Origin of the sequence: Mycobacterium sp. MAA66 (genome assembly GCF_041261665.1) — a bacterium.
GTDB lineage: Bacteria > Actinomycetota > Actinomycetes > Mycobacteriales > Mycobacteriaceae > Mycobacterium.
In genome coordinates this window covers 274,742-295,255 of record NZ_JBGCCC010000002.1, presented here as the reverse complement: position 1 = coordinate 295,255, position 20,514 = coordinate 274,742, and the positions used below count along the sequence as shown (strand labels likewise).

The following is a 20,514-nucleotide window of genomic DNA, read 5'->3' as shown; positions in this document are numbered from 1 at the left end:
ATTGACTCCGCCGCCTGTCCTTCTCCCGTATACCGAGACCTATGAAGGCATCTGCGTACATCGGTCGGGTTGGTGGTCTTGCGGTCGCGCTGGGAATCGGCGCCGCTTTGAGCTGGGGAAATGGGGTGGCGTCGGCGCACACGGGCGACTCGACAAGCAGCCATTCCGGGGCTGGCTCTGCTGGCGCCGCAGCCGGTGGGAGCGCCAGCGGCACGGCCGGTCCCCGAACGGTCAAACCAAAGGCGAGCAGTGCGCCCAAGAATTTGGCAAAGACGAGATCCAGCAGCGCGACAGCGACTCAGCCGTCGGCGTCGTCAGCTCCGACGAGTTCGGCGACTCCACCCGCGGCGGGCGCCGCAGCCAGCAGCACGACAGACTCGCACGCAGTCAAGCCAAGTGCGAGCAGCCCATCCGGGGCCTCGCCAAAGAGGACATCAAGTAGTGCGACAGCGACCCAGCCGTCGGCGTCGTCAGCCACGGCAAGTTCGGTGACCTCCGCCGTGGCCTCGGCTACGGCGTCGGCGACAGCGGCTGGAGTGGACACGACGGGCAACGCGCCGGCCGCGCCCGTGGACACACCGCTGGTCTCGATCCTGCTGGCCGCCTCTCGCCGTGAGGTCTCTGGCACGGCAGCCAAGCCCGCTGCGGCTGCGGCCGTCGCCGCAACGGCGCTGACCACATCGACCGCGCCGGTCACGCCGGCTGCAACCGTCACGACAGGCAACGCGCCGGCTGCGCCCGCGGGCACACAGCTGGCTCCGACGCTGCTCGCCGCCACCGCCGCTGCCGGCACAGCATCTACACCCGGCGCGACGGTCACCGTAGTGACGGTGCCGGCCCCGTCGCCGGAGCAGAATCTCTACATCGCGATCCACGCCGCCCTGCAGCACTGGATTAACAGCGGCTTCGGCCGGGACGTGGACTACGTCGTCAATCGACTGGCTGGTTCGTACGTCATAGGCAATGGCGCAGCCGGTACCGCAGCACATCCGACCGGCGGCGCCGGTGGATGGTTGGTCGGCGATGGTGGTGCTGGTTGGAACAGCACCGATGCCGGTGTTGCCGGCGGTGCCGGCGGTCGCGGCGGATTGTTGGGCGACGGCGGGTTCGGCGGTAACGGTGGCGCCGGCGCTGCTGGTGGGGCCGGCGGGACCGGCGGGATGCTGATGGGCAACGGCGGGTTCGGCGGCGATGGCGGGGCCGGTGCGGCTGGCGTTGATGGCGGGGCCGGCGGGCGTGGCGGTAACGCGGTGGGGTTGCTCGGCTATGGCGGCAACGGTGGCAACGGTGCTGCTGGTGGGGCCGGCGCCCTGGGTGGTTACGGCGGTAACGGCGGTAACGGCACGATTCTGTTCGGTTCCGGCGGCGAGGGCGGCAGCGCCGGCAATGGCAGCAACGCCACCGGATTGCCGGCCCTGGGAGGGGCCGGCGGTAACGCGGGCTGGTTCGGTATCCACGGCACGGTCGGCCAGAGTGGTGTGGTCGCCGGTGCCGCAACAACAGCCCCGGGTGCTGGCGCGCTCTCGACCACCGGCACCTGGATTACCAACAGCGACGGGCAGGTCGTCATCATGCACGGGGTCAATGAGGTCGTCAAGATCGCGCCGTACGAACCGTCTGCCGCTGGGTTCGATGAGGCCGACGCAGAGTTTCTGCAGGCCAACGGTTTCAACGAGGTGCGCCTAGGTCTGGACTGGGCTGCGGTGGAACCCGAGCCCGGCGTCTATGACACGGCCTACCTCGACTCCATCAACCAGACCGTGCAGATGCTGGCCAGCCATGGCATCTACACCCTCCTTGATATGCACCAGGACGGTTACAGCAGCGTGTACGGGGGCGAAGGTGCTCCGGCATGGGCGTCGCTATCCGGCGGGCTGCCCAACAGTCAGGTCGGCGGCTTCCCGCTCACCTCGCTTCTCGATCCCGCGGCACAGCACGCCATCGGTGCGTTCTGGGCGAACGCCAAAGGACCGAATGGGACGGGGCTGGAGAACGCTTACGCGCAGATGTGGCAACACGTTGCGAGCTACTTCAACGGTGACCCCGACCTGGCCGGCTACGAAATCATGAACGAGCCGTACCCGACCGCCGGGCAATCGCTGCTGAGCATGCTTGGTGGTACGTACTTCGACGCTCAGCAGCTGAACCCGTTCTACAACCAGGTGGGGGCGGCGATCCGGTCCGTCGACACCGACACGCCGGTGTACTTCGAACCGAATGCTCTCTTCGACTTCGGCGTGCCCACCCACCTGGGGACTGTGGACATCACCAACACCGTCTTCTCGTATCACGCTTACTGCACGAAAGTCGGCGGGGGTTGCTTCCCGAACATCACCACCATCACGAATATGGCCAATAGCTACGCGCATAACCACGGTATGCCGGCGATGATGACCGAGTTCGGAACGATCGGTTCCACTACCGACTACTCCACGCTGCCCCCCTCGATGCAGGGCGCCAACCAGATTGAGGCTGGTTGGTCGGATTGGGCCTTCACCGGGCAAGGCGATATCACCGGTTCACCGAACACAGAGTGGCTGGTGAAGGACCTCAGCCTGCCGCCGACCGGCAGTAATGTCGATGCCACCAAGCTGGCAATCCTTGCCCAGCCGTACCCGCAGACGGTTTCCGGAATCCCGAATACCTGGACCTATGTCAATGGAACTTTCCAGTTCAGTTACTCCACGGAAAAGGCTGACGGCTCGGGCAGTTTCGCCGCCGGCTCGCAGACCACCATCTCGACGCCAACTGTGGAGTACCCGAATGGCTACCAGGTGACCGTCACCGGTGGGCAGGTTGTGTCGGCTCCCAACGCTCCCCAACTGATCATTGCGTCGAGCGACGGAGCAACCACAGTCAGCGTCGTCGTGACCGCGGCCACCGGAAATGGGGCCACGGCAGCGGCGACGTAAACGACCTGGCAAACCTCCGACGTACGCCGCAACCGCCGTGAATCATCTGCAGCACTGGATGGTTCGCGGCGGTTGCACTTTGTGTCCAGCGGGGTTCATTCGGACCGGTCCACGATGACCGCGTCGGCCAGTGATCCGAGTTCGGGCTACCAACGTCGTCTGGTCGACCGACTTAATACGAGCCGACGAAGGCAAGGTCTACTTCCAGACGAGCCCGGACGGAGTCAAGGTGGTACCCGCCATCGGCTTCCCGTAGCTGTTTCTGGTGAATCGCAGGCGAACCCGCCGACGGATGATGCCGGCGGTGGGTACGCTGATCGCGGGGAACTCGTTCCTGCGCAGCGTATTTGACAGTCGGGTATTGTGCCAGCAGAGTGTCGGCGACTGGCTCCGGGCCTGGGCTACCCGATCGAGTTCGGTCCGCTATAGCGCCTTCAGGCTACTGCCGCCACCGGCTGCTGCGGGCTCGCCGCCGGGTTGTCGGCCAGCATGCCCAGGATGTCCTGCCACACCCCGTAGTTGATCGCGATGTCCAGATGTCCGCCGCCAAATCCGGGATCCTGGTTCTGGACAACGACATTGGTGACGTTCGGACCACTGAGTGCTTGCTGGGTGTACGGCGTCACCACCTCATCGTTGGTGGAGGCGATGGTGTCGTAGATGACGCCGGGCCTGGTGTCGCCGTTCCCGTACACCTGCTGCACGAGCGAAGAGCCCATGGCCTGTTGCAGCCAGGCAGCCCCGCCCTGATTCACCAGGCCCTTGATCAACGTCCCGAGGATCGGGATCGACAGCAGACTGGTGATTCCGTCGAGGTTGGTGCCGTGGTTGCTAGGGGCAATGCCGATCAGTTGCGAGACTTTCGAGGCGCCGCCCAGATCGTTGATGTAGTACTCGGGCAGGATGCCCCCGCCCTGAGAGTGCCCGATCAGGATCACCTGCGACGCACCGGTCTGGGCCAAAACCATGTTGACCTCGGCGGAGAGTTGTTCGCCCGACTTCGTGATGTCCGCGGTGGCCTGTATGGGGAAGTTGGGGTCGCTGGTGTTGTTGCCGTAGTTGAAGGTGTACACCTTGTAGCCGGCGTCGGCCAGCACGGGGGCACCAACGCTCCAGTCGAAGTCCTGCGTCGTCGCTGTTGCGTTGATCAGGATGATCGGCAGTGGATGTTGCGCGGTCACGGTGATCGATGGGTCGTTGGCCCCGGGCGGCGGCGCCGACGGCGTGGAGAAGCCGAGCAGGTTGTAGACGCCGTAGTCGACCGCGAACGGTCCGGTGCTGGTGGCATTGAGCGGCGTCCCGGTGAGCACCCTGCTGATATTGCCGGCCGTGGTAGCCACGGCGGTCAACGCCTTATATGGCAAGCCCCACAACAGGTTTGGGCCGACTTTTTGGGCATCCAGGGTGGCTGTGTTGTCCACCTCTGACGCCAGCATCGCGCCGACGTCGAACCCCAGCCCAACCATCTGTCGGGTCCATTGCGTGACCTGGCGGACATCGTTGGCCAACGCCGAGCCGAGGTGTGCGACGGTTCCGGCCAGCGCTGCCCCCACGGTGTTGACCACCGAATTGACCAAGTAGCCGGGGCTCAGGTGGGCTGACACATTTGCTTTGCGGTGTACCTCTTCGCCCAGCGCCGCGACAGTCGTGCTGTCCGGAAGCGACGGGGTCGACGGAGCGGATGGCGTGCGGGGAGCGCTCGCGGTGGTCGCGGCGCTCACTGGGGTCGCGGCGGCGGGGACCTTCGGAGGCTTGGCGGCTGTAAGTGCAGGGGAGGGCGACTTGGTGGTGACGGCGGCGCGCTGGACGCTGAGCGCGGCCAACGGCTTGGTCGGCGTGCCGCGGTCGTTGCTGGATATCGGTTTCGCTGCCGGCTGTGGATCGGCTCGGGGGGCGACTGGCTTGGCCTCGCCAGGGGCATTGGTGCGGTGATGCGGTGGTGCCGGCTTGACCGTGTCGTGTGCGTTGGCGTGGTTGGACCCTTTGCCACCGCCCTCGGCCCAAGCGACGCCGTCGGCCACTGTGAATGTTGCCCAGGTGGCCAGCGCGACCGCCATTACAACCAACCGCAGCGGTAGCAGGCGCATATCGTGCGCCGCAACACCACCAGCCCGACCGCTGTGCGCAGATGCGTTCATAGGTTTTGTATACGGGAGAAAACCCGCGGCGGAGCCGATTTCGACGAATTTTTCCCGCATCGCTAAAAATCATCGTCCCGATGCGTCTACAGTTGCTGCCCGTTGCCCATGAGATCACTGTCCTTGTTGCATCCCTACCTCGGCGAAGCGGTGACGAAGATCAACGAGATGACAGTTGTCATCGAACAAGGTTGATGGCGCGGCCGGTCAACTTGGTCTGTATCTGGTGCGGCCCAACGGGATACGGTCAGGCGTATGGGCACCACGGGGCCCAGTTCCAGCAGCCGCCCGGGTCATAACCGCCGCCGTGCCAATCTCCATGCCCGCCGCCGTGCCAACCGGCGTCGACCACGGAATGTAGAGCGGCGGAGCTCGTCGGAACTCCCGACGGCGACTGGATATTCGATGTCACAGCGGTCTCGGTGACAAGCGACGACGGGACGACGGTGGTCTCTCCGGCCGAAGTCATGGCCGATGCTGTGGGTGCGACGACGATTGTCAGTGCCGCAGCGCCCACTGCGATCAACGGCATTCGGCGGATGTTGTTGATGTTCATGGCGGCTCCCAACCGTGATGTCAGCGCCCGAAGTCTTTGGATCGCAACTGATCTCAGTGTGCGCCGGAGGCGTGTTGAAGTCGTCCTCGCTGGCACCCAATTGCTTGCGCCAGCTAGCTGGAATTTGTCTGGGGGACGGTGCTGGTTGTGCATTTGCCCAGGGGCTTCGTCAGTCGCCGCTCGTATTGTTGGTGGACGGCTCCGTGGGCACTAGGCAAAGGACCGAAATCATGAAAGCCATCGCACTGACTCTGACGCTCGGGCTGCTGACCGCTGGATCGTCGGCCTGTTCATCGCCAACGCAGCCGGCGTCATCGGCCGGCGGCCAACGGGCCGCGGATCAACTTCAGATCCCTGACGCGCTCAACGTGCCGGCCGGCAACAAGCTCGTCGGCAAGTTTGAGGGCCACGGGCAGCAGATCTACGTGTGCACCAACTCTTCCTGGACGCTGCTCGAACCAGCCGCGATCCTCAGCGACAACGGAAACCCGGTCGCCTTCCACACGAAGGGCCCCGTATGGGTTTCGACCGTCGACGGAAGCGAAGTCCACGCAGCACCGGTGCCCAATGCGACGGTGTCCCACAGCGACGCAATACCTGAGCTTCTTTTGAAGTCAACTCAGGATCAGGGCACTGGGCAGTTCGGTTCCACTACCTACGTCCAGCGTCTGCAGACGCAGGGCGGCCTGGCGCCGAAGGGGCAATGCACCAACGCGGCACGGGTGAGCGTTCCGTACTCGGCGCTGTACGTTTTCTATACCGCCGGCTGATTCCGGTTCTATACCGCCGGCTGATTCCGGTCGACTGCTGCGCTGCGGGCCGAGGTTCGCTCTCGGCTGATCGCCGGGCACTGGCCCACCCTTGAGTGCTAGCACTCGCGTGTATAGAGTGCTAGGTGGCATGCGGCCAGTCCCGCTCCGGCACCCGCGACGACGGTGTGTGGTCAGGACGCTTGCCGAACAACCTGGCATCCGGGGATTGGCCCTGGATCGACACCCCAACCAAGTGGAGGGCTTCCATCGTGGCAGTCAACATCAAGCCACTCGAGGACAAGATCCTCGTTCAGGCCAACGAGGCCGAGACCACGACCGCTTCCGGTCTGGTCATCCCCGACACCGCCAAGGAAAAGCCGCAGGAAGGCACCGTCGTCGCAGTTGGCCCCGGCCGCTGGGATGAGGATGGCGACAAGCGGATTCCCCTGGACGTCGCTGAGGGTGACACCGTCATCTACAGCAAGTACGGCGGCACGGAGATCAAGTACGGCGGCGAGGAGTACCTGATCCTCTCGGCCCGCGACGTGCTGGCTGTCGTCTCTAAGTAAGCGTTTGTATCCCGCCCCGGTCATCCCCGCATGTGCGGGTGATGTCCGGGGCGGTGCGCGTTCTGCCCTGTTGGCATTTGGTCAGGGCGAGCGAAGCGACGGGGAAATCAAAGAGAAAGACTTTTATGAGCAAGCAGATTGAATTCAACGAGACTGCGCGCCGGGCCATGGAGGCGGGCGTCGACAAGCTCGCCGACGCGGTACGTGTCACGCTCGGTCCGCGTGGCCGTAACGTGGTGCTGGCCAAGGCTTTTGGTGGGCCGCAGGTCACCAACGACGGTGTGACCATCGCGCGCGACATCGACCTGGAAGACCCGTTCGAGAACCTGGGTGCCCAGCTGGTCAAGTCGGTCGCGACCAAGACCAACGATGTCGCCGGTGACGGCACCACCACCGCGACCGTGCTGGCTCAGGCCATCATCAAGGCCGGCCTGCGCAACGTCGCCGCCGGCGCCAACCCGATCGCGCTCGGCGCGGGCATCGGCAAGGCCGCCGACGCGGTCTCCGAGGCGCTGCTCGCCGTGGCCAAGCCGGTCTCCGACAAGACCGCCATCGCGCAGGTGGCCACCGTCTCCTCGCGTGACGAGGTCGTCGGCGAGCTGGTCGGCGAGGCCATGACCCGCGTGGGCGCCGACGGCGTGGTCACCGTCGAGGAGTCCTCGACGCTGAACACCGAGCTGGAGGTCACCGAGGGCGTCGGCTTCGACAAGGGCTTCCTGTCGGCCTACTTCGTCACCGACTTCGACTCGCAGGAAGCGGTGCTCGAAGACGCGCTGGTGCTGCTGCACCGCGACAAGATCAGCTCGCTGCCCGACCTGCTGCCGCTGCTGGAGAAGGTCGCCCAGGCCGGTAAGCCGCTGCTGATCGTTGCCGAGGACATCGAGGGCGAGGCGCTGTCCACCTTGGTGGTCAATGCCATCCGCAAGACCCTCAAGGCCGTTGCGGTCAAGGCGCCGTTCTTCGGCGACCGCCGCAAGGCGTTCCTGGACGACCTGGCCGTCGTCACCGGCGGACAGGTGGTCAACCCAGATGTCGGCCTCGTGCTGCGTGAGGCCGGACTGGAGCTGCTCGGCACCGCTCGCCGGGTCGTAGTGACCAAGGACAGCACCGTGATCGTCGACGGTGGCGGTACCGCCGAGGCCATCAACGGACGCAAGTCTCAGCTGCGCGCCGAGATCGAGGCCACCGATTCCGATTGGGACCGCGAGAAGCTCGAAGAGCGCCTCGCCAAGCTGGCCGGCGGCGTTGCCGTCATCAAGGTCGGCGCGGCCACCGAGACCGATCTGAAGAAGCGCAAGGAAGCCGTCGAGGACGCTGTCGCCGCCGCCAAGGCCGCGGTGGAAGAGGGCATCGTCACCGGTGGTGGCGCAGCTCTGGTCCAGGCTCGTACCGCTCTGGACGGCCTGCGTGAATCGCTTTCCGGCGACGAACTGATTGGCCTCGAGGTCTTCTCCTCGGCGCTGTCGGCCCCGCTGTACTGGATTGCCACCAACGCCGGCCTCGACGGCTCGGTCGTGGTGAACAAGGTGTCCGAGCTGCCCGTCGGGCAGGGCTTCAACGCCGCCACCCTCACCTACGGTGATCTGCTGGCAGAGGGCATCGTCGACCCGGCCAAGGTGACCCGGTCCGCGGTCCTCAACGCCGCATCGGTGGCCCGGATGATCCTGACCACCGAGACGGCAGTGGTCGAGAAGCCTGCAGAGGAAGCCGACCACGGGCACGGCCACCACGGCCACGCCCACTAGGTTCTCTGCCGAGCAGACGCAAAACCCCCATTTCTGCAAAGAAATGGGGGTTTTTGTGTCTGCTCACGAGGCGCCCGGACTGTGAGTGCTGTGCACGCAATCTTTCCGATTTCCGTGCATAGACCTCACAGTCAGCGATGTGAAAGGCCAAGTGGCCCTGCGAGCTCGGCCAAGATCGGTAATGCCAGCGCAGTGTCATACATGCTGCCTGCCGGCAAGATCGCGACATGATTGGCGCCGGCCTGCAGATATTCGTTGAGGCGCTCGGCGATTTGTTCAGGCGCTCCGTGGGCCACCACGGCATCGATGAACTTGTCGCTGCCTGGCCGCGTTACGTCGGCATCGGTGAAACCCAGCCGTTTCCAACTACTTACGTAGTTCGTCAGGCTGAAGTAGTGGTCGAGTGCAGTGCGGGCGATTGCCCGCGCTTCCTCGACATCGGCGGAGAGCACCACGTTGTGCACGGGTGCCAACAGCGCATTCGGCCCGATGATCTCGCGAGCCCAGGCGGCGTGTTCAGGCGTGGCGTTGGCGGGGTGCGCCCCGGCGGACCGCTCGGCGGACAGCCTCAGCACGCGCGGCCCGAGCGCGGCGAGCACGCGTTGATTCGCCGGTACACCGTATTCGTCGAGCTCGTCGAGGTACGACACCAGCGCGTCGTATGGCTTGCGGTATTGCGTTTGGGCCTCGGGATGGCCCACCCCGACGCCGAGCACGAAGCGCCCCGGGTAGGCGGCGTTGATGCGGTGGAAGGACTCGGCGACGGGCTTGGCGGCTGCCGTCCAGATGTTGACGATGCCCGTGGCGACCTTCACGGTGGTCGTCGCTGCCAAAAGTGGCTCGACGAACGACAAGTCGGCGGGCGGCGAACCGCCGATCCAAATCGTGCCGTAGCCCAGTCGTTCGATCTCCTGAGCTTGATCGGGGGTGGCGCTGATACCGAAGAAGCCGAATCGACCGAGGTCTGGGGTGGCCGTGTCCGAGAGGGTCATAACTCAGTGCAACCCCGTGTCACGTGAACCCATTCCGCTGTGCTGCGCGTAGGCATCGCGCATCGCCACCACACTTGCCGTGAACTCTGGCTTTGCCGCCGCGCGATCAATCAGTGCGATCGCAGGATGGTGATTGCGTTGTCGAACTTCTTGAAAGAGTTGAACGTTTCTGCGGGTACGCCGAAGACTGCTGCCAACGCTTGGGGCGGAAGCTTGCTCAGCGACTCGCCGATGCCGATGTTGTCTTTGTCTTCGGTTGTACTGGCGTTCTGGATGATCAGCACGTCCAGGTCTTCCGCGCCGCGGTTCTCGAAGTAGTGAAACGAACCCTGGGGTGCGAACACGAGGTCGTCGACGTGGGCGTCGAAACTCTCGTGATTACCGTTGCCGTCGACGAGGACCCAGCTGGCGACTCCCTTGGTGACCAGATTGAGCTCCCACGCGCTGGGGTGCCAGTGCGGTTCGCGAATACCGCCGGGCTGCAACGTGATCAGCTGGATGCTGGCCTCCTGTCCTTTGAGGATCGGGAAGTTGCCCTCGTGTGCCTGCTGCTGCGAACCGCCGTCATAGGTGATGGGCGGGACTGCGGCGAGGTGGAACAGATGCGATTGTGAGGTGATGGTTTCCGAGGGGATGCGGGGATCACCAAAGCGCGCCGCGTCTTCAGTCATGGGCTCTCCCTTGGCTCTCTCCCGACCGCAGCTTGCGTTGGCTAATGCGCCCGCAGGACGACGATCGCCTTGTCGAACTTCTTGAAGGAGTTGAAGGTTTCTGCGGGAACGCCGAAGACCGCCGACAGTACTCGCGGCGGAAGCATGCTCAGGGATTCACCGATGCCGATATTGTCCTTGGATTCTGGCGTGCTGGTGTTCTGGATGATCACGATCTTCATGTCATCCGGGCCGTGATTCTCGAAGTAGTGGAAAGAGCCCTGGGGTGCGAACACGACGTCGCCGACGTGTTGGTCGAAACTCTCGTGGTTGCCGTTGCCATCGACGACGGCCCAGGCAGCGACCCCTTTGGTGACGAGGTTGATCTCCCAGGCGCTGGGATGCCAGTGCGGTTCGCGAATACCGCCGGGCTGCAACGTCAGCATCACAATGCTGGCCTCTTGCCCCTTGAGTATCGGGAAATTGTCCTCGTCCGCCTGGTGAAATGAGCCGCCGTCGTAGCTGTTGAGGGGCGACGCGCCGAGATGAAACAGGTGCGATTGCGAGGTGATGGTTTCCGATGGCAGGCGGGGATCGCCGAAGCGCGCCGCATCATCGGCCAGTGGCCCTTCTTGGGCGGTGTGATGTTCGGAGACAAAGCGATCGACACCTACACCTGCGGCAGCCGCGGCGCCGGCAAGGCCGGCTCCACCTAACACTGTGCGACGGTTAATCGGCACGCGCTGAATTTACCGCAGCGATCAGAACGGGGATACCGGATTCGCTCAAATGGATTCCTTTGACAGCTCAGCGGCTTGGTGCAATTTCGAAAGTTGTTAGAAGCCAACGGCTGCAACTGTTTCCGGCACTCGGCTGCATTGCCTCGCGTGTCACTGAACCGGCGTGCATACTCTCGACTATCGGACGCAAGTCGCCCAAGTGATCCATGGGGAGTGGCGCATGAGCATGGCATACCTGGCGCAACCGGACCAGCAGCAGCAATTGGAATGGCTCGATGGCGGAACGCTGGCGATCCTGCTCGACGGCAAGGTCACCAATGGCCAGTTGATGGTCGGGCGCTTCGATGTCAGCGAAGGCGAAGCACCCCCGTATCACAAGCACACGCGTGAGGATGAGGTCTTCATGCTGATCAAGGGGACTGCGTTGCTCTGGTTGGACGACCAGGAGATGGAGTTGTCGGAAGGCGGGATTGTCTTCTTGCCCAAGAACATTCCGCACGCATATCGGATCACGTCCAAGAAGGCCGATCTACTCATGATCAACACACCCGCGGGAATCGAGGGCATGTTCCGGTATACCGGTCGCGACAAGGCCACGCCGCGCCCGGACGGTTTCGAGATCTCACCTGCACGGATGGCTGAGGGAGCGGACAAGTTCGGGCAGATCATTCTCGGCCCGCCGCGCTGACCGCGCACGTGTTCGAAAAGCGCCTGTTCTCCGCAGCATTCACCGGGAATAGGGACTGAAACCAGGAGGTTCGCACAGCTATGCCCAAAGCATTTACCGACGCCGAGAGCCAAGCGTTCTTGGCGGCAAAGCATGTGGCCATCTTGTCCGTTGACGCCATTGGAGGCCGTCCGCCGGCCAGCGTGCCGATCTGGTACGGCTACGAGCCGGGTGGCGACATCCTGATCAACACCGGCGCTGCGGGGCGCAAGGCCAAGCTGATCGAACGGGCGGGCGTGGTGACTCTCGTCGTTCAGCGCGAGGATCTTCCATATCAGTACGTGGTTGTCGAGGGTACGGTCGTCGACACCACCAAACCCGCGCCGCTGGATGTCCGGGAGGCCATCGCAATCCGATACCTCGGCGAGCAGGCGGGTCGCGAGTTCGTCCGCGGTATGGGTGCTGAAAGCGTGCTGTTCACCGTTCGGCCGGACCGGTGGATCACCGCCGACTTCTCGGACGAGATCTAGTCGTTCGGACTGTCTGTGGGCGCTGCCACCAGTCCTTCAGCGCGACCACTGTAGATAGGTGACCGGTCGGCTAACATTGTGGCATGCCACGCCCGTCCAATCCCGAGGTGCGCCGCCGTCTACTGGCTGCGGGGCTCAACCTGGTGCATGCGCATGGATTCGCTGCGAGCGGAGTCAAGGACATCACTGACGCGGCCGGTGTGCCGAAGGGATCGTTCTACGCCTATTTTCCTAGCAAGGAAGCTTTCGCCGCGGCGATCCTCGAACACTATTGGTCCGATATCGAGACGCGGATACTGCCGCTGCTGGACGCCGACGGATTGGCGCAGGAACGCATCACGCGCTTCTTTCATGCGCTCGCCGACGAACACGAGGCGGCCGACTTTCTGCTCGGGTGCCTGGTCGGGAACATGTCGCTGGAGCTCGGAGGTTCCAGCGAGCCCGTCCGTGCCGAACTCACCCGCATCCTGGGCAGGTGGGACGACGCGCTTGCCGGGTGCGTGCGATCCGGGCAGGGTCGGTCCGGTGACATCGGCGCGGACCTGAGTTCGGCGGAGTTGGCATCTGTGTTGATCGAGGCTTGGGAGGGTGCCGCCCTGCGGGGGAAGGTGACTCGCAGTCGCGCACCCTACGAGCGATTCGAGACGGTCACGCTGCCGGCACTGCTGCGGTGACCTGAATCATTCGGCCGAGGTCTCGACAGCTCTTGATTTATAGACGACCGGTCATCTATATTAATAAAGTCAACCGCACACCGATCGCAAGGGCTACCCATGACGGATCCGGCCAGTTACTCCGAACCGCAGCATCCCGCATTGCCGAGCTCGGGTTTTGTGCTCGACCGCGCGCACGTCGCGCTGGTCATCACCGATCCGCAGATCGACTTCCTCAGTCCTGATGGAGCGTCGTGGCCGGTGTTCGGCGAAAGCATCGACGAGAACAACACCGTCGCGCATATCGGCGAACTGTTCGACGCTGCGAAGCGGGCGGGGGTCACTGTCGCGGTATCGCCGCACTACTTCTATCCGACGGACAAGCAGTGGCGGTTCGGTGATCCGCTCGAACAGTTCATGGGCGGCGTCGGCATGTTCTCCCGGGCCGGTGCGTACACGATGGATGGCTTCGCCGGCTCCGGCGCGGACTTCCTGCCCGCCTATCGGCGCCACATCCACGACGGGCGCACCGTGATCACCTCACCGCACAAGATCGTCGGACCGGAGTCGAATGATCTTGTGCTGCAATTGCGGAAGCGGAGTGTGACGCAGGTGGTCCTCGCGGGGATGGCCGCCAACCTGTGCGTCGAGGGTCATCTGCGCGAGCTGGTCGAGCAGGGCTTCGAGGTGGTCGTGGTCAAGGACGCGACGGCCGGTCCGCGCCTGCCAGAGGGTGACGGGTATTTGGCCGCCTTGGTGAATTTCCGGTTTCTTGCCAGCGCGGTCTGGACCACGGACCAGGCGGTTGCCAATCTTGAGGGGAGCGTGCCCTGACCGACGCCGCGACCCCGAAAAATATTGCGCCCGAGCGCATTCGGCGATCCACCCACAAACCAGAATTCATCATCAAGGAGATCCAGGCCATGACACTCAAAGACGATCTGAAGCAACGCAGATTTCTGCTGAACAACGGCCGCGGCAAGATTCCGGCCCTCGGGTTCGGTACCTCACTATCGGACAACAGCAAGACGGTGGACGCGGTCAAGGCCGCCGTCGAAGTGGGCTTCCGTCATCTCGACGCGGCCGAACGGTACCGCAACGAAGCACTGGTCGGAACGGCGCTGAAGGAACTGTTCGCGAACGGGATCGTGCGCCGCGACGACCTGTTCATCACCACCAAGCTGTGGAACAACAACCATCGCCCGGAACGGGTCAGGCCCGCGCTGCAGGCCAGCCTGGACAGGCTCGGACTGGACAGCGTCGATCTGTATCTGGTGCATACCCCGTTCGCGTTTCAGCCCGGCGATGATCAGGACCCTCGTCATCCGGACGGTGCTGTCATCTACGACGACGGAGTCACGTTGGCGGAAACCTGGGGTGCGATGGAGAACCTCGTCGATGCGGGTTTGGTTGGCGCAATAGGCCTTTCGGACATCAGTGCCGAAGCGGCCCGGGCGGTCGTCGATTCCGCGCGTATCAAGCCGGCGGTCGTGGAGGTGGAGTCGCATCCGTATCACCCGCAGTGGGATCTGCATGAGTTGTGCCAGTCGGAGGGCATCGTCCTGTTGGCCTTTGCCTCCTTGGGGCACGCGCTGGAACCGCGACTGCTCGACGACCCGCTCATCGTGTCGTTGGCGCAGCAGTTCGGAAAGACGCCGGCTCAGGTGCTGCTGGCCTGGGGTATCCAGCGCGGCAGCGCCGTCCTCACCGCATCCGTCACGCCCAAGCGAATCGCCGAGAACTTCGATGTCACTGCGCTTCCCGATGGCGCGATCCGAGAAATCAGCGAGCGGTTGGACACCCGCTACCGGTTCAATTCCGTTGTCGACGGGGGAGAACCAGGATTCGCCGAAGTTCCCTCTGGCCGTTGAGCTTTGGAACTAGGGAAAGAACCAGGACAAGGAGTGCAGCCATGACGAAGTTGCTCTACATCCAAGCCTCTCCGCGCAAGGGCGATTCGAAGTCGATTCAGCTCGCCACCGCGTATTTGGACGCGTTGAGTACCGCAATGCCAGACCTCGACATCGACACCCTCGATCTGTGGGATGAGGTACTTCCGGCGTTCGACGGCGACAAGGCGGCCGCCAAGATGAATGTGATCAAAGGTGCGGCCCAAGACGGCACCGGACAGAGCGCCTGGGATGAGATCGTGGCGATCACCTCGCGCTTCATCTCAGCAGATCGGTATCTCATCGCGTCGCCGATGTGGAACTCGGGAATCCCGTATCGGCTCAAGCATTACATCGACCTGGTGCATCAGCCTGGGATGCTTTGGAGTCTGGATCCTCGGTCCGGCTATACCGGATTGCTCAAGGACAAGCACGCAACTCTGGCGCTGACGTCCGGTGTCTACGCACAGGGCGTCCCCGAGCCGGCATTCGGGGTGGACCACCATGCCGGCTATCTCCGAATGTGGCTCAACCAAGCCGGGATACACCAGATCGACGAAGTGCGCTTCCAGCCGTCGATGCTGACGCCGGATCCGGCCGGCGACCTGCAGAAGGCACTCGACGATGCGGCACGACTCGCGGCAGCTCACGGCCGCGTCTGGCGCCGGGCCGGGTAATGAAAGCGATGGCCGGCGTCGGAATGCCACCAACGGCGCCGCCGGTGGTCACCGGCTCCGACGGCGTCGCGCGGTGCTGGTGGGCCACGGAGACGGGCCGGGATCTGATCGGCTATCACGACCAGGAATGGGGCGTTCCGACCCGCGACGAAGCCGCATTGTTCGAGGCGTTGGCGTTGACGTATTTCGAGAACGGACTGTCGTGGGCGACGGTGTACGACAAGCGCCATGACCTACGCAGGGCATTCCGGGGATTCGTGCCGGCCGCCGTGGCCGCCACGAACCATGCCGATATCGAGCGAATGATGGCTGATGCCAGCATCATTCGGAATCGGCGGAAGATCGAGGCCACCGTGCACAATGCACGTCTGTTGGCGAAATACTCGCTCGCGGAACTGTCCTGGCAGCACCGACCGCGTCAGCACCATCGACTACGGAGCTGGGCCGACGGCCGGATGACCAGCCCGGAGTCCGACCGACTTTCGGCGGCATTGCGGGAAGTCGGGTTTCAGATGGTCGGACCGGTCGTGGCGCACTCGTTCATCCAGACCGTCGGGATCGAAAACGGTCATTTCGAAGGTTGCTTCCGGGCCTCGGCATTGACCACGTAGCCACACGCGAGCAGTGTGATACGGGTCACGTCGAGTAGGAGGGTCGGCTCATGACCACGAAGGACATGTACACCGAGGTGCCCGCGCCGTACTCGTGGGAGGTCCCAAGCGCCGGCGATGCGCGCTTCACCTGGGAGTACGACGACGGGCGGGCCCGGCTCCTGTCCCTGTACCAGAAGGGAAAAGACAAGCAGTGGGACGCGCAGTCGCGCATCGATTGGACGCAGGATGTCGACCCGATGAATCCGATCGGGCTGCCCGACCAGTTCCATCCGCTGTTCGGCAGCCCGATGTGGGAAGCCGCAGACGAAGCGCGTCAGGCCGAGATGCGCCACCACTTCCAGTCCTGGCAGTTCTCGCAGTTCCTGCATGGTGAGCAGGGTGCGATGGTGTGCGCGGCGAAAATCGTCGAGGTCGTCCCGGACCTGGACTCGAAGTTCTACGCGGCCACCCAGACCATGGACGAGGCCCGGCATGTCGAGGCGTTCGGACGGTTCTTGCGGGACAAGGTCGGCCTCGTCTATCCGATCAACACGAACTTGACCGCACTGCTGGGTGACACGCTGCGCGACTCCCGCTGGGATATGCCTTACCTCGGTATGCAGGTTCTCATCGAAGGGCTCGCACTCGCGGCCTTCGGCGTGCTGCGCGACATGGCGGCGCCCGGCTCGCTGGCCAAGCAGGTACTGGCCTACGTGATGCAAGATGAGGCCCGGCACGTCGCCTTCGGTCGAATCTCGTTGAAGGACTACTACTCCGAGCTGACCGAAGTCGAGCGGGGCGAGCGTGAAGAGTTCGTCGTGGATGCCTGCTACCTGATGCGCGACCGGTTCCGCGGCGAGGAGGTTTTCGAAACCCTCGGTCTGGATGTCAAGGCCTGCGCCGACTGGGTCGACACGTCGCCGATGATGATCCAGTTCCGCTCGCATCTGTTCAGCCGAATTGTGCCGATCGTCAAGGACATTGGGTTGTGGGGCGAGGGGGTGCAGAAGGCCTTTGCCGACATGGGTGTCATCGATATGGCCGGCTTCGACATCGAGAACCTGATGAAGGCTGACGAGGATCAGGCTGAGGCGCTGGACCGAGCACACGCGGAAATGTCGGCCCGGGCTCTCGAGGTGGACCAGGTGATCGCGAAAGGTGCGAGCTAGCTTCCCCGTGTGCGAGGGCTGTGCACGGATTCTTGTCGAATTTTGTGCACAGGCCACACGGTCGACGCCGTCAGGATTCCGTCTCGCCATGGATGAACGCGCGGATGTCGTCGTCCACGGATTCGTCTGCGACGAACAGTAATTCGTCGCCATCTTCGAACCGGTCGTCGGGCTTGGGCACGATGATCCTGGGCCCGCGCTGCACCGTGACCAGCAGTGTGTTCGACGGCAGCGTCAGCTCGCCGAACGTGCGCCCGATCAGCGGACTGCCCTGGGGCAGCGTGAATTTCGTGAGGTTGGCGTGACCTTGCCGCAGCCCCATCAAACGCACCAGATGGCCGACGTCGAAGGCGCCCTCCACGCCCGCGGCCATGGCATGCGGGGTCGACACCGCGACGTCGACACCCCAGGCTTCGGTGAACAGCCATTCGTTGCTCGCGTTGTTGACCCGTGCGACCACCCGCGGCACCCCGAACTCACTCTTGGCCAGCAGTGCCATCGCGAGGTTCGCCTTGTCATCGCCGGTTGCGGCGATCACGACATCGCACAGCTCCATGCCGCATTCTTCGAGCGAAGCCAGCTCACACGCGTCGGCGAGGAGCCAGTCGGCCACGGGCACCGTCTGCGGCTCGTACTTGCGAATGTCGTTCTCGATCAGCAGAACCTTGTGGCCGTTGTCGAGGAGTTCCTGCGCCACCGAACGACCGACCGCGCCGGCACCGGCGATCGCCACGCGCATTCATGCTTCCTTCCTGCCGGGTGAACCGATGTCCACGCCGCCATTCTCACCCACCGGCCGGATACATTGGCCTACGGCCGCAGATCGGAACGGGGGGCTGATGACTCTGGACCAGCTATACCGGGTGCTGCTGGCCGGCGCGCTGGTGTTGTTGGCCAGCATCGTGGCCACTCGATTGGCGACCCGCGTGGGCCTGCCCAGTCTGCTGCTGTTCCTTGGCGTCGGCGTGGTGCTCGGCGAGAACGGCCTGGGCTTGAAGTTCGACGATGTCGCTTTGGTTCAAGATCTGGGTACGGCCGCCCTGACGATCATCCTGATCGAAGGTGGCCTCACCACCCAGTTCAGCGATGTGCGCAAGAGTCTGGCGCCGGCCGGGGTGATGGCCACCCTCGGCGTGGCGATCAGCATGGTGATCACGGCTGCCGGGGCGAACTTGCTGCTCGGCGTCAACTGGCAACTTGCGCTGTTGCTCGGCGCCATCGTCTCGTCGACGGACGCCGCGGCGGTGTTCTCGGTGCTGCGGGTGCTGCCGCTGCCCCGGCGCCTGGGCGGGCTGCTGGAGGCAGAGTCCGGGCTGAACGACGCGCCCGCGGTCATCCTGGTGTTGATATTCAGCGCGGTTCCCCTGCACTTCGAGGCGGGGGAGGCGCTGATCAGCCTGGTCTACGAACTGCTGGCAGGCGCCGCGATCGGCTTGCTGTGCGGCTATCTCGGCGCCGTCACCCTGCGCCGTATCGCGCTGCCGGCATCGGGTCTGTATCCGCTCGCCACCTTCGGTCTCGGCATGGTGGCGTTCGCCGCGTCCGGCGTGGTGCACGCCAGCGGCTTCCTCGCGGCCTACCTGACCGGCCTGGTGCTGGCGAATTCCGGACTGCCGCACCGCGCGGCCACCCGATCCTTCGCCGAAGGCCTTGGTTGGCTGGCGCAGATCGGGCTGTTCGTTCTGCTCGGGCTGTTGGTCACGCCGCGTGAACTCGGCGACGACCTGGTGCCGGCCGTCGTGGTCGGCCTCGTCCTGCTGCTGTTGGCCAGACCGCTGTCGGTGGTCATTTCGTTGATCGGGTTCCGGGTGCCCTGGCGCGAGCAGGTCTTCCTGTCCTGGGCGGGTCTGCGTGGCGCCGTGCCGATCGTGCTGGCCACCTACCCGATCGTCACCGGTGTGCCCGACAGTCAGCGGCTGCTCAACATCGTGTTCGTGCTTGTGGTGGTCTTCACCCTCATCCAAGGGCCCAGCCTCAAGCCGGTCGCGCACCGGCTGGGCTTGATCCGCCGCGACATCACCCGTGAGGTCCAAGTGGAATCGGCGCCGCTGGATGTGCTCGACGCGGAACTGTTGACCCTGACGGTGCTACCGCAGTCGCGGCTCCACAACGTGACGGTGCTGGAACTGCGGCTGCCCGATCCCAGCGTGATCACCCTGATCATCCGCAAGGGTAATACCTTTGTGCCGCAACCGGATACCCGCATCGAGGCCGGTGACGAGCTACTCATCGTGAGCACCAGCACGACCCGCGAGGCCACCGAACGCCGGCTGCGTGCAGTGAGTCGCCGCGGCAAATTGGCGTACTGGTTCGACGAATACGGTGAACCGGACTGAGCTCCGACTATGTGTGCGACGCAACAGATCTCGACGGTTGTGACGGCGGACGTCAGCACCCTCGAGAGTGACTAACGCGACAGCTGACGCCGAACGTCCTTCTCCACGAACAGGGGAACGAAATCGCGGATTCGACTGGAAGCGAAGCGTGCATACGCCTGATCCACGAATTCGCTGATGGCGCTTGGGGTGGCATGAGGAAATTCGAGGCAGAGCCTGTTTTCGATTTCGGCCCGCACTGCCTGCTCCGAAGGTTTGCTCATTCCTGACAGCATCACGTCAGCGTTGACGCGTGTCAACTGAATGCATTCCGAGTTTTCGGCAAGCGCGGGTGGGTTATTCGGCCGTCATATCAAGGAGGTGGTGACGTGGACTTCGGAGGTCAGCGTCCGGTGGACGGGGCAGCGTTCGGCGATGTCCAACAACCGTTGCCGCTGGACCTCATCAAGGTCGCCGGTGAGCTCGATGTTGCGGTCGATGTGGTCGATCATGCCCTGGCTGGTTTCGCAGTCCGCGCAGTCCTTTGCGTGAATCCGCGAGTGCCGCAACGTGACTCGTACCTGCTCAAGCGGCAGGTCTTTGCGGTCCGCGTACATGCGCACCGTCATCGAGGTGCATGCCCCCAGCGCCGCCAATAGCAGGTCGTAGGGGTTCGGCCCGGCGTCCTCGCCGACCGGGCGCGGCTCGTCGGCGGTCAGCCGGTGCCGCCCGGCGATGATCTCCTGCGTGTAGGTTCCTGTGCCGGCCTCCGTGACGGTGACCGTGCCCTCGGATGGCGTTGCGTCGGGTTGTGTTGTCATTCCACTCTCCTTGAGGGTGCGAAGCCGAGACCGGGGCAAAACGCCATCAGGGTATCGAGGTCGGCGGCCGGTTGTGGCGCACTTGGCCACGCGGTATAAGCTGGCCGACGTGAACATCGGTGTGTGTGCCGGCTATTGGCGCTTTA

The 20,514-nt window shown here is 64.1% G+C and carries 22 protein-coding genes; 13 read left to right on the top strand and 9 right to left on the bottom strand.

Translation table 11 applies throughout. The features are described from left to right. Positions 1-298: 298 nt before the first annotated feature. Positions 299-544 carry a hypothetical protein gene (locus ABIA30_RS07890; RefSeq protein WP_370063886.1) on the bottom strand — a complete coding sequence of 82 codons (246 nt, stop codon included), beginning with the start codon at positions 542-544 and terminating at the stop codon, positions 299-301. On the opposite strand from ABIA30_RS07890, the gene ABIA30_RS07885 reads away from it, so the two are divergent. Further along, positions 537-2,912: a cellulase family glycosylhydrolase gene (locus tag ABIA30_RS07885; RefSeq protein ID WP_370063884.1), complete on the top strand. Its 2,376-nt coding sequence runs from the start codon at positions 537-539 to the stop codon at positions 2,910-2,912. The genes ABIA30_RS07890 and ABIA30_RS07885 overlap by 8 nt on opposite strands. Positions 2,913-3,346: 434 nt before the next feature. Here the strand turns inward: ABIA30_RS07885 and ABIA30_RS07880 are convergent, their stop codons facing one another. Both ABIA30_RS07880 and ABIA30_RS07875 read right to left on the bottom strand, forming a co-directional pair. After that, complete coding sequence (locus ABIA30_RS07880) at positions 3,347-5,050, bottom strand: alpha/beta fold hydrolase (RefSeq protein ID WP_370063882.1); 1,704 nt, start codon at positions 5,048-5,050, stop codon at positions 3,347-3,349. A gap of 247 nt (positions 5,051-5,297) precedes the next feature. Continuing rightward, positions 5,298-5,606 (bottom strand): hypothetical protein, encoded by a 309-nt coding sequence (locus ABIA30_RS07875; protein WP_370063880.1) that lies wholly within the window; start codon positions 5,604-5,606, stop codon positions 5,298-5,300. Positions 5,607-5,836: 230 nt separating this feature from the next. Here ABIA30_RS07875 and ABIA30_RS07870 point away from each other — a divergent pair, with 230 nt between their 5' ends. The 3 genes from ABIA30_RS07870 (at position 5,837) to groL (ending at position 8,672) form a co-directional block, all read left to right on the top strand. Continuing rightward, positions 5,837-6,376, top strand: a complete 540-nt coding sequence (locus ABIA30_RS07870; protein WP_370063878.1) for a DUF3455 domain-containing protein — start codon at positions 5,837-5,839, stop codon at positions 6,374-6,376. Positions 6,377-6,624: 248 nt separating this feature from the next. Then, entirely contained in the window at positions 6,625-6,927 is a 303-nt protein-coding gene (gene groES / locus ABIA30_RS07865; protein WP_370065440.1) for a co-chaperone GroES, read from the top strand. Positions 6,928-7,052: 125 nt separating this feature from the next. After that, the gene (gene groL / locus ABIA30_RS07860) at positions 7,053-8,672 is read left to right on the top strand and encodes a chaperonin GroEL (protein WP_370063876.1); all 1,620 of its coding nucleotides are present in this window, start codon (positions 7,053-7,055) and stop codon (positions 8,670-8,672) included. A 131-nt stretch (positions 8,673-8,803) separates the two neighbouring features. Here groL and ABIA30_RS07855 read toward each other — a convergent pair whose 3' ends face one another. The 3 genes from ABIA30_RS07855 to ABIA30_RS07845 form a co-directional block, all read right to left on the bottom strand. After that, on the bottom strand, positions 8,804-9,664 hold the full coding sequence (locus ABIA30_RS07855) for an LLM class F420-dependent oxidoreductase (protein WP_370063874.1): 861 nt from the start codon (positions 9,662-9,664) through the stop codon (positions 8,804-8,806). A 110-nt stretch (positions 9,665-9,774) separates the two neighbouring features. Continuing rightward, on the bottom strand, positions 9,775-10,335 hold the full coding sequence (locus ABIA30_RS07850; protein WP_370063872.1) for a cupin domain-containing protein: 561 nt from the start codon (positions 10,333-10,335) through the stop codon (positions 9,775-9,777). 41 nt (positions 10,336-10,376) lie between these two features. Continuing rightward, positions 10,377-11,063, bottom strand: coding sequence for a cupin domain-containing protein (locus tag ABIA30_RS07845; RefSeq protein WP_370065438.1), 687 nt, complete (start codon positions 11,061-11,063; stop codon positions 10,377-10,379). 211 nt (positions 11,064-11,274) lie between these two features. Here ABIA30_RS07845 and ABIA30_RS07840 point away from each other — a divergent pair, with 211 nt between their 5' ends. From ABIA30_RS07840 to ABIA30_RS07805, 8 genes are all read left to right on the top strand, one after another. Further along, complete coding sequence (locus tag ABIA30_RS07840; RefSeq protein ID WP_370063870.1) at positions 11,275-11,742, top strand: cupin domain-containing protein; 468 nt, start codon at positions 11,275-11,277, stop codon at positions 11,740-11,742. A gap of 80 nt (positions 11,743-11,822) precedes the next feature. Then, positions 11,823-12,251 (top strand): pyridoxamine 5'-phosphate oxidase family protein, encoded by a 429-nt coding sequence (locus tag ABIA30_RS07835; RefSeq protein ID WP_370063868.1) that lies wholly within the window; start codon positions 11,823-11,825, stop codon positions 12,249-12,251. An 83-nt stretch (positions 12,252-12,334) separates the two neighbouring features. Next, the gene (locus ABIA30_RS07830; protein WP_370063866.1) at positions 12,335-12,925 is read left to right on the top strand and encodes a TetR family transcriptional regulator C-terminal domain-containing protein; all 591 of its coding nucleotides are present in this window, start codon (positions 12,335-12,337) and stop codon (positions 12,923-12,925) included. A 99-nt stretch (positions 12,926-13,024) separates the two neighbouring features. Continuing rightward, complete coding sequence (locus ABIA30_RS07825; protein WP_370063865.1) at positions 13,025-13,738, top strand: cysteine hydrolase; 714 nt, start codon at positions 13,025-13,027, stop codon at positions 13,736-13,738. Between the two features lie 89 nt (positions 13,739-13,827). Continuing rightward, positions 13,828-14,775 (top strand): aldo/keto reductase, encoded by a 948-nt coding sequence (locus ABIA30_RS07820; RefSeq protein WP_370063863.1) that lies wholly within the window; start codon positions 13,828-13,830, stop codon positions 14,773-14,775. 41 nt (positions 14,776-14,816) lie between these two features. Next, on the top strand, positions 14,817-15,470 hold the full coding sequence (locus ABIA30_RS07815) for an FMN-dependent NADH-azoreductase (protein ID WP_370063861.1): 654 nt from the start codon (positions 14,817-14,819) through the stop codon (positions 15,468-15,470). Positions 15,471-15,478: 8 nt separating this feature from the next. Beyond that, positions 15,479-16,081, top strand: coding sequence for a DNA-3-methyladenine glycosylase I (locus ABIA30_RS07810; RefSeq protein WP_370063859.1), 603 nt, complete (start codon positions 15,479-15,481; stop codon positions 16,079-16,081). A gap of 50 nt (positions 16,082-16,131) precedes the next feature. After that, the gene (locus ABIA30_RS07805) at positions 16,132-17,232 is read left to right on the top strand and encodes a ferritin-like domain-containing protein (RefSeq protein ID WP_370063857.1); all 1,101 of its coding nucleotides are present in this window, start codon (positions 16,132-16,134) and stop codon (positions 17,230-17,232) included. 70 nt (positions 17,233-17,302) lie between these two features. Here ABIA30_RS07805 and ABIA30_RS07800 read toward each other — a convergent pair whose 3' ends face one another. Further along, on the bottom strand, positions 17,303-17,971 hold the full coding sequence (locus ABIA30_RS07800) for a TrkA family potassium uptake protein (RefSeq protein ID WP_370063855.1): 669 nt from the start codon (positions 17,969-17,971) through the stop codon (positions 17,303-17,305). Between the two features lie 100 nt (positions 17,972-18,071). Between ABIA30_RS07800 and ABIA30_RS07795 the strand changes: the two genes are divergently transcribed. Then, on the top strand, positions 18,072-19,568 hold the full coding sequence (locus ABIA30_RS07795) for a potassium/proton antiporter (protein ID WP_370063853.1): 1,497 nt from the start codon (positions 18,072-18,074) through the stop codon (positions 19,566-19,568). A 71-nt stretch (positions 19,569-19,639) separates the two neighbouring features. On the opposite strand, the gene ABIA30_RS07790 is transcribed toward ABIA30_RS07795, so the two are convergent. Both ABIA30_RS07790 and ABIA30_RS07785 read right to left on the bottom strand, forming a co-directional pair. Continuing rightward, positions 19,640-19,831, bottom strand: coding sequence for a three-helix bundle dimerization domain-containing protein (locus ABIA30_RS07790; protein WP_370063851.1), 192 nt, complete (start codon positions 19,829-19,831; stop codon positions 19,640-19,642). A gap of 84 nt (positions 19,832-19,915) precedes the next feature. Beyond that, the gene (locus ABIA30_RS07785; protein ID WP_370063849.1) at positions 19,916-20,368 is read right to left on the bottom strand and encodes an OsmC family protein; all 453 of its coding nucleotides are present in this window, start codon (positions 20,366-20,368) and stop codon (positions 19,916-19,918) included. Positions 20,369-20,514: the final 146 nt, after the last annotated feature.